This window comes from Micromonospora sp. NPDC005197 (genome assembly GCF_040608295.1).
Classification (GTDB): Bacteria; Actinomycetota; Actinomycetes; order Mycobacteriales; family Micromonosporaceae; genus Micromonospora.
The window spans coordinates 21,599-28,255 of the sequence record NZ_JBEXHY010000075.1 but is presented as its reverse complement, the minus strand read 5'-3'; the positions used below and the strand labels follow the sequence as shown (position 1 = coordinate 28,255).

The 6,657-nt window shown below is 72.2% G+C and carries 6 protein-coding genes and 1 pseudogene; 3 read left to right on the top strand and 4 right to left on the bottom strand.

The window, feature by feature from the left end:
• Together ABZU46_RS21975 and ABZU46_RS21970 are read left to right on the top strand one after the other, a co-directional pair.
• Positions 1-263: pseudogene (locus ABZU46_RS21975) on the top strand (hypothetical protein); the annotation flags it as partial.
• A 132-nt stretch (positions 264-395) separates the two neighbouring features.
• On the top strand, positions 396-980 hold the full coding sequence (locus ABZU46_RS21970) for a YbjN domain-containing protein (protein ID WP_234582140.1): 585 nt from the start codon (positions 396-398) through the stop codon (positions 978-980).
• 33 nt (positions 981-1,013) lie between these two features.
• On the opposite strand, the gene ABZU46_RS21965 is transcribed toward ABZU46_RS21970, so the two are convergent.
• The 3 genes from ABZU46_RS21965 to ABZU46_RS21955 form a co-directional block, all read right to left on the bottom strand.
• A complete protein-coding gene (locus tag ABZU46_RS21965) occupies positions 1,014-1,403 on the bottom strand; it encodes a globin (RefSeq protein ID WP_354860608.1) in 390 nt (129 codons plus the stop codon).
• Positions 1,404-1,511: 108 nt separating this feature from the next.
• A complete protein-coding gene (locus ABZU46_RS21960; protein WP_354860607.1) occupies positions 1,512-2,891 on the bottom strand; it encodes an MFS transporter in 1,380 nt (459 codons plus the stop codon).
• Positions 2,892-3,125: 234 nt separating this feature from the next.
• On the bottom strand, positions 3,126-4,184 hold the full coding sequence (locus ABZU46_RS21955) for a mechanosensitive ion channel family protein (protein WP_354860614.1): 1,059 nt from the start codon (positions 4,182-4,184) through the stop codon (positions 3,126-3,128).
• Between the two features lie 266 nt (positions 4,185-4,450).
• On the opposite strand from ABZU46_RS21955, the gene ABZU46_RS21950 reads away from it, so the two are divergent.
• Complete coding sequence (locus ABZU46_RS21950) at positions 4,451-4,987, top strand: HNH endonuclease (protein WP_354860605.1); 537 nt, start codon at positions 4,451-4,453, stop codon at positions 4,985-4,987.
• 61 nt (positions 4,988-5,048) lie between these two features.
• On the opposite strand, the gene ABZU46_RS21945 is transcribed toward ABZU46_RS21950, so the two are convergent.
• Positions 5,049-6,641 carry a DUF6194 family protein gene (locus ABZU46_RS21945; protein WP_354860604.1) on the bottom strand — a complete coding sequence of 531 codons (1,593 nt, stop codon included), beginning with the start codon at positions 6,639-6,641 and terminating at the stop codon, positions 5,049-5,051.
• Positions 6,642-6,657: the final 16 nt, after the last annotated feature.

Here is a 6,657-nt window from a genome sequence, read left to right as displayed (position 1 = left end):
GTCGCCTGGTCCTGGCGGATCACCTGGTGGACCGTGCCCACCCAGAACAGCGACTCCCCCTCGCCATGAGCGTCACCCAGCTCGCGGTAGAGCTGGGCTTCCTCGGCGCGATCGACGATCCGGCCGGTCCTGGCGCGCGCCCCGAGGTCCAGGTGCGGGTGGCGGGCCGTTGGGTGGGCCTGGTGGGACCATACGGAGCGGCCTGGTTGCAGAAGGCCACCGATCTTGCCGTGACGCCCCTCGCCATTCGTCCGAACGGATGACCCCTGCTCATTCTTCTGGGCCGGTGCGGCCGTTGGGGGGATGCTTCAACCCGGCTGTCCGGGTACCGTCCATCCTCGGATCCAACGCACCGTAGGCGGCTGGATCCGCTGGGGAGTGAGGTGCGACGAGCGATGCCGTGGTGGTCATGGCGCCCCGGTCCCGCCGACGGCGGCGATCCGGAAACCCGAAGCGGGATCACAGTGGAGAGCGCGGTCCGGGTCGGCCCGCCGAGCCCTCGCCAGCCGGGGGACGACTGCCCGGGCAGCGACCGGCCCGTGCTGACCGAGATGCCGGCGACCATCGAGCCGGTGAGCCTGCGCCGCGTCTGTGACGCACTCGACCTGCTCGACGTGCGCTACCTGGCCGACGGTGACGGCAACCTGCTGGCCATGTGGGAGCGGCACGCCGTGCTGGTGACCCTCGAAGGCCCCGAGGACGAGATCCTGGTGATGCGGGCCCGCCCGCACGCCACGGTTCCGCCGGACTGGGCCGACCGGGCCTACCGGGTGGTCAACGAGTGGAACCACACCCGCCGCTTCTGCAAGGCGTACATCGGCGACCCGACCGAGCGCGGGCAGCTGCCGATCTACGCCGAGTTGCAGGTGCCGCTGGGCGCCGGCACCCACGACGCGCTGCTGGTCGAGATGCTCGACTGCGGCGCGGCAGTGGCCGCCAGCTTCGTGGACTGGCTGCACGACGAAGGCGCCCTGCTCTGAGGCGCCCCGCAGCGTCCGTGCCGGAACGCGCCGTCAGGCGCCCTCGGCCGGGTCCTCCATGACGTTGACCATGAAGTACGCGGCCCGCTCCAGATAGTCCCAGAGAGCGACGGCGAGCTGCGGCTCCAGGTCGAGCCGGTCCACCGCCTGGCGCATGTGCCGCAGCCAGGCGTCCCGCTCGGCCCCGCCGATCCGGAACGGCGCGTGCCGCATGCGCAGCCGCGGGTGCCCGCGCTGTGCGGAGTACGTGTTCGGCCCGCCCCAGTACTGCATCAGGAACAGGGTGAACCGGTCGGCCGCCGGGCCCAGGTCCTCCTCCGGGTACATGGGTCGCAGCAGGGGATCGGTGGCGACGCCGGCGTAGAACTCGTCCACCAGCCGGCGGAAGGTGGGTTCGCCGCCGACCGCTTCGAAGAGGGTCATCGACGCATCGTTACGGTCGGATTCACCTGCGGGGTTCACCGTTCCATCCTGCCAGGTGCGTCGGCCGTCGGCCCGACCCGGAGGCCGTGCGCCGGCTCACGCGGTGGATCAGGTGACCGCGTGCCGGCGGTGGCCGTCCGCGGGCCGGAGGTCGGTGCCCGCCGGCGTGCCGTCCGCGATGGTGCCGCCCGGATCGGGGGTCGGCTCGGCGTTGGCCGCGGCGGCCTTGGCGATGGCGTCGTCCACCGTCTGCTTGCCCGGCCAGCGCAGGGCGGCGATCGTCATCAGCAGCACCCCGGCGGCGCTCCAGACCCCCACCACCACCGGAATGGAGAACCGCTCGGCGAGCAGCCCGGTGACCAGCACCGCGAGACCCTGGATGACCTGGACGCCGGTGGCCATCACGCCGAACGCGCGGGCCCGGAATCCGTCCGGCAGCGCCTGGACGAAGAGCCCGTTGGCCATCGGCATCATCCCGGCGACCGCGAACCCGCACAGGGCGGCCAGCAACGCCACCACCAGCGGTGGAGGGTCGAACAGCGCCGGCACCAGCACCAGCGGGGAGAACACCGCGAGGGGCCGCATCAGGGCCAGTCGGCGGGTCGGGCCGAACAGCCGGCTCACCAGCAGCCCACCCAGGACGTAGCCCACCGGGTTGGCGACCATGATCACCGCTTGCGCGGTGCCCGGGGCCATGCCGCCGGAGGAGCCCTTGTTGGCCCAGGCCGCGGCCAGCCCCTCCGGAACGATCGAGAACAGCAGCGCGCTGAACACCAGCACCGCGATGGCCCGCAGCACCGGCGTGCCGAACACGATCTGGAACCCCTGGGCGGTCTCCCGGAGCAGGTGAGAGCGGTGCGCGCTGGTCATCGTCGCTGGCCGGTTCCGCACGCCGAGGCGGACCAGCAGCGCCGAGAGGCCGAACGTGACCGCGTTGAACAGCAGCGCGACCGTCGGGTCGATGGAGGCGACGGCGGCGCCGAGCAGGTAGCCGACGACCTGGGCCGCCTGACCGATGCTGGCGTTCAGCGACAACCCGACCACCAGCCGGTCCCCGGCGAGGATCTGCGGCATCAGCGCGGACTTCGCGGCCTGGCTCGGCGGGTTGGCGAGCGTGGCCGCGAAGATGAGCACCAGCAGCGCCGGAACGGGCAGGTCGGGGAGGGCGATGAGCAGCATCAGCGCCATCCGGATGACGTCACACGCCACCATCACCCTGCGGTACGGGTGCCGCTCGGCCAGGGCGGCGAGCAGCGGGCCACCCAGCAGCCACGGCAGGTAGCTGACCGCGAACGCGGCGGCGGAGAGCGCGACGGACCTGGTCTGCTGGTAGACGAGGAGGGTCACGGCGGCCTTGGCGACGTAGTCACCGACCCAGGAGAGAGCCCCGGCCGCGAAGACGGCCCGGAACTCGCGCTGGGCGAACACTTCGCGAAAAGTGGCCGGGCCTTCCGCGGAAGGTCGCTCGTCGGGCACCGTCGCCTCCATCGGCCCCCGGAACGGCAGCTCGTGGCGGCCGGGCCGGGAACACTCGTCAGATCTACGGATCAGCGAGGATGTGACCACGCTCCGGCGGGAACGCGTGCTCCGGATTCTGCCCGATCGTCTGACAACTAGCTAGGGCGAACGGATCGTTCGTCGCATCCCCGACTGAACGAACGGACGATACTCCAGGGGCCGGGCGGCTGGCGACCCCTGTATTGCCGGCCAGTCTCGCCGGTGTCAGGTGGCGCCGCCCTGGCCGGTCTCACCCTCCGGCAACGGCCGGCTCGACACACCGGGATAGATGCGGGCGGCGGCGATCTGCGCGGTGATCCCCGAGTTCTCCAGCGCCTCCGCCAGCCTGCGGCGCAGCTCCCGGCTCACCGCGAACTGGCCGTCGGCCGTCGTCTTCACCACCGTACGGATCACGGCGCCATCCACCGTCATCTGCTCGACACCCAGCACCTCCGGGGCCTCCACGATCTCCGGCGACAGCTCCGGGTCCAGCGCCACCGAGGCGGCGGCCGTCCGCAGCACGGCGCTGGCCTCCTCCGTACCGCTGAAGCCGATCGGCAGGTCCACGACCACCAGCGCCCAGCCCTGGCTCTTGTTGCCCACCCGGATGATCTCGCCGTTGCGGATGTACCAGAGCACGCCGCGTCCGTCGCGGACCGTGGTGACCCGCAGCCCCACCGACTCCACGACACCTGTCGCCTCGCCCAGGTCGACGTTGTCGCCCACGCCGTACTGGTCCTCGATGAGCATGAAGAGCCCGGCGATCAGGTCCTTGACCAGGCTCTGCGCGCCGAAGCCCAGGGCGACGCCGGCGATCCCGGCGCTGGCCAGCAGCGGGGCGAGGTCGAAGCTGAACTCGCGCAGGATCATCAGCAGCGCGATGCCGAAGACGAACGCGGTGGTCAGGCTGCGCAGCACCGAGCCGATCGCCTCGGCCCGTTGCCGGCGGCGCTCCGGCACGAACTCGGCCGGGTCGACAGCGGCCGTGGGCACCCGCTCGCGCAGCGGCCGCAGCATGGTCGGCACGGCGCCGTTGGTGGTCGTCCGGACCAGTCGGTCGATCGTCCGGTGCAGCGCCCAGCGGGCCACCATCGCCAGCGCCACTATCAACAGCACCCGCAGCGGCTTGAGCAGGATCCAGTAGCTGCCCTGGGCGAACCATTCCGAGCCGGTGATCCGGTAGATCGTCTCGCAGGAGGTGCTGCCCTGACAGTTCACCGACACGGCGTCGGACAGGGCAAGGGGCGTTCCGCTGGTGGCACTCACCCTGTCTTCGTACCGCAACGCCCCGGACCGGCCGCCGCCGACCCACCGGCCGGGTGAGATGCGCCCGAGCGCCGGGTCGGACCGGGGCGAACCGGCCATCGTGACAGGTGCGGGAAAGAGCTTCACGTCCGACCCCGGATTAGTACGTGCAATCCGGGGTCCGATCAGGGACTATTGGCGCAACGGACGTCGGTGATCGAACGGGCGTCGACGGTGCGGGCCCTCGTGCCCAACTCCGGTCGGCGGCGGTTCGCAGCAGCCGCTGAACCGGGAGGGTGAGCGCGATGCCTGACATACGACCCACGGTGGGCTCCGGCGCGCTGGTCCTCAACGCCACCTACGAGCCCCTGTGTGTCGTGTCGGTGCGACGCGCCGCGATCCTCGTCCTCTCCGCCAAGGCCGTCTGCGTCGCCGACGGTGACGGCATCCTGCACAGCGCCCGCGACGCGCTGCCGGTTCCGTCGGTGGTCCGTCTGACCCGCTTCGTCCGGGTGCCCTACCGCACCCACGTCGGGCTGTCCCGCCGAGCGATCTTCGCCCGGGACGGCTGGCGGTGCGCCTACTGCCGAGGGCCGGCCGAGACCATCGACCACGTCTTCCCGCGCAGCCGGGGTGGCCGGCACGCCTGGGAGAACGTGGTCGCCGCGTGCGCCCGGTGCAACCACACCAAGGGCGACAAGACCCCGGCGGAGCTGGGCTGGCGGCTGCACGCCCTGCCGACCGCGCCGAAGGGCACCGCCTGGCGGGTCCTCGGGCACCGCGCTCCGGACCCGCGCTGGGCCGACTGGCTCGACCTGCGCGAGCCCGAAGCGGCCGCCTGACCAGTCTGCGCGAGCCCGAAGCGGCCCGACCTGCCCGGCGGCGCGGAACCGCCGGTCGGGCTCAGTCCTGCTGCGCGGCCGCTCGGCGGGTCGCGCGCTCGTGCCGGTCGACCGCCCGGGTGTGCGCGACGGTCAACAGCCGGTCGATCTCGGGCAGCATCTGCGGCCCCGGCATCACGATGCTGGCGAAGCCGTACAGCGCGTACCCCGGGTGCGGCGTGACCGTGTCCAGCCGGGCGAAGTCGAAGGCGTCCCGGTGCTCCTCGAACGCCTTCGGTGGGAAGCCGAACGTCCTCTCGAACTCGGCCCGGCCCAGGTCCAGGTTGAGGCGGAAGACGCCGGGGCGGTCCAGCTGCGCGGCTTCGTCGAAGCCGGGCACGTCGTGCTCGACGATGGTGGCGAACGGCTGGCGGCGGTCCGGGCCGACGTAGAAGAACCGGTCGCCCCAGGCGCCCTCGGGTGATCCGTCCTCCTCGCTCGCCATCACCTGCTCGACGTCGGGCAGCGCGCGGATCCGGTCGGCGAGCACTGTCGCGTCGACGCCGGTCGGGATGTGCAGCACCGCGTCGGCGTGGTCGATGGTGGCCTGGTCCAGCGGGAAGTAGCGGTAGTCGTGCGCTCGCCGCTCGGCCGGCCCGATCTCGGCCGCCCGGACGTACCCGGGGAGGGTGAGCTTCTGCTGGAGCCTGCCCTCGTAGGTCGACGCGGCAGGCACGTCGATGCCGAGCGCGGGGCTCGCGCCGAGGCTGCCGACGATCACCGCGTACCGCTCGCCCAGCAACGCTCCGACGATCGCGCCGGCACCGGCCCACGACACCTCCGTCGCGCCCACCGTCATCGTGCTCGGGTGGCGCTGGAGGTGCGTGTTGTGCGCGAAGACCAGCGTGGGTCCACGGTGTGCCTCGACCGCCCGGATCGCGAGCAGATTCTCGGCCATCAGCGCGTCCCGGACCGCGGCCAGGTGGGCGAAGCGTTCCTCCTGGACCAGTGGCGCCGCAGCCGCCGCGTGGTAGCGCAGCACCGCGACCGCCGACGTGGCGTGGACGAATGCCGCAGGCCAGCCCTCGGGCCGTCGGTGCGCCCGCAGGTACAACTCGGTCACCAGGTCGTCGGCGAGCACCCGCAGCCGCTGGGCGTCGGACGAGCGTCCGACCGACCGGCCCGGCTCCCAGATCGCGGCCGTGTCGCTCCAGCGGGCCTCGTCCCCGACGAGGTCGTCGATCTCGACCGACCGGTCGAGGTCGAGGTCGAGGAATTCGCACACCCGCAGCAGGTGACGCCGCGGGCTCGGGGCGCCCTCGATCTCCAGCGGGGCGTCGAAGCCATGAAATCTCAGGCGCTCGGCGTCGGGCCGTCCGTCGTTCCACTCGCGCATCCGCAGCAGCAGGTCACGGTTGGCCGGCGCGGCGCCGAACCCGTGGCTGAACCCCTCGGCGAGCGCGCGGTCGAGCGTCATGGCCCCGCCCTGCACGAACGCGTCGGCGAGCAGTCCCGCGGCCCGGTCGCTCTCCAGGGCGATCGACCGGTAGCCGTGCTCGGCCAGCGTCAGGAAGGCGTCGTTGCGGATCTGGAGGAACGCGGATTCACCGTGCGTCGGCTCGCCGAGCGCGAGCAGCGTCGGTGAGCCGGCAAGCAGGTCAACAAGGGTGGTCATTGCATCAACCGTATCG

Bases quoted from the DNA above. Each gene is read 5' to 3' on its own strand.
- ABZU46_RS21970 (WP_234582140.1), top strand. From the start codon at position 396: ATGCCGTGGTGGTCATGGCGCCCCGGTCCCGCCGACGGCGGCGATCCG.
- ABZU46_RS21965 (WP_354860608.1), bottom strand. From the start codon at position 1,403: ATGACCCTCTTCGAAGCGGTCGGCGGCGAACCCACCTTCCGCCGGCTG.
- ABZU46_RS21960 (WP_354860607.1), bottom strand. From the start codon at position 2,891: ATGGAGGCGACGGTGCCCGACGAGCGACCTTCCGCGGAAGGCCCGGCC.
- ABZU46_RS21950 (WP_354860605.1), top strand. From the start codon at position 4,451: ATGCCTGACATACGACCCACGGTGGGCTCCGGCGCGCTGGTCCTCAAC.
- ABZU46_RS21945 (WP_354860604.1), bottom strand. From the start codon at position 6,641: ATGACCACCCTTGTTGACCTGCTTGCCGGCTCACCGACGCTGCTCGCG.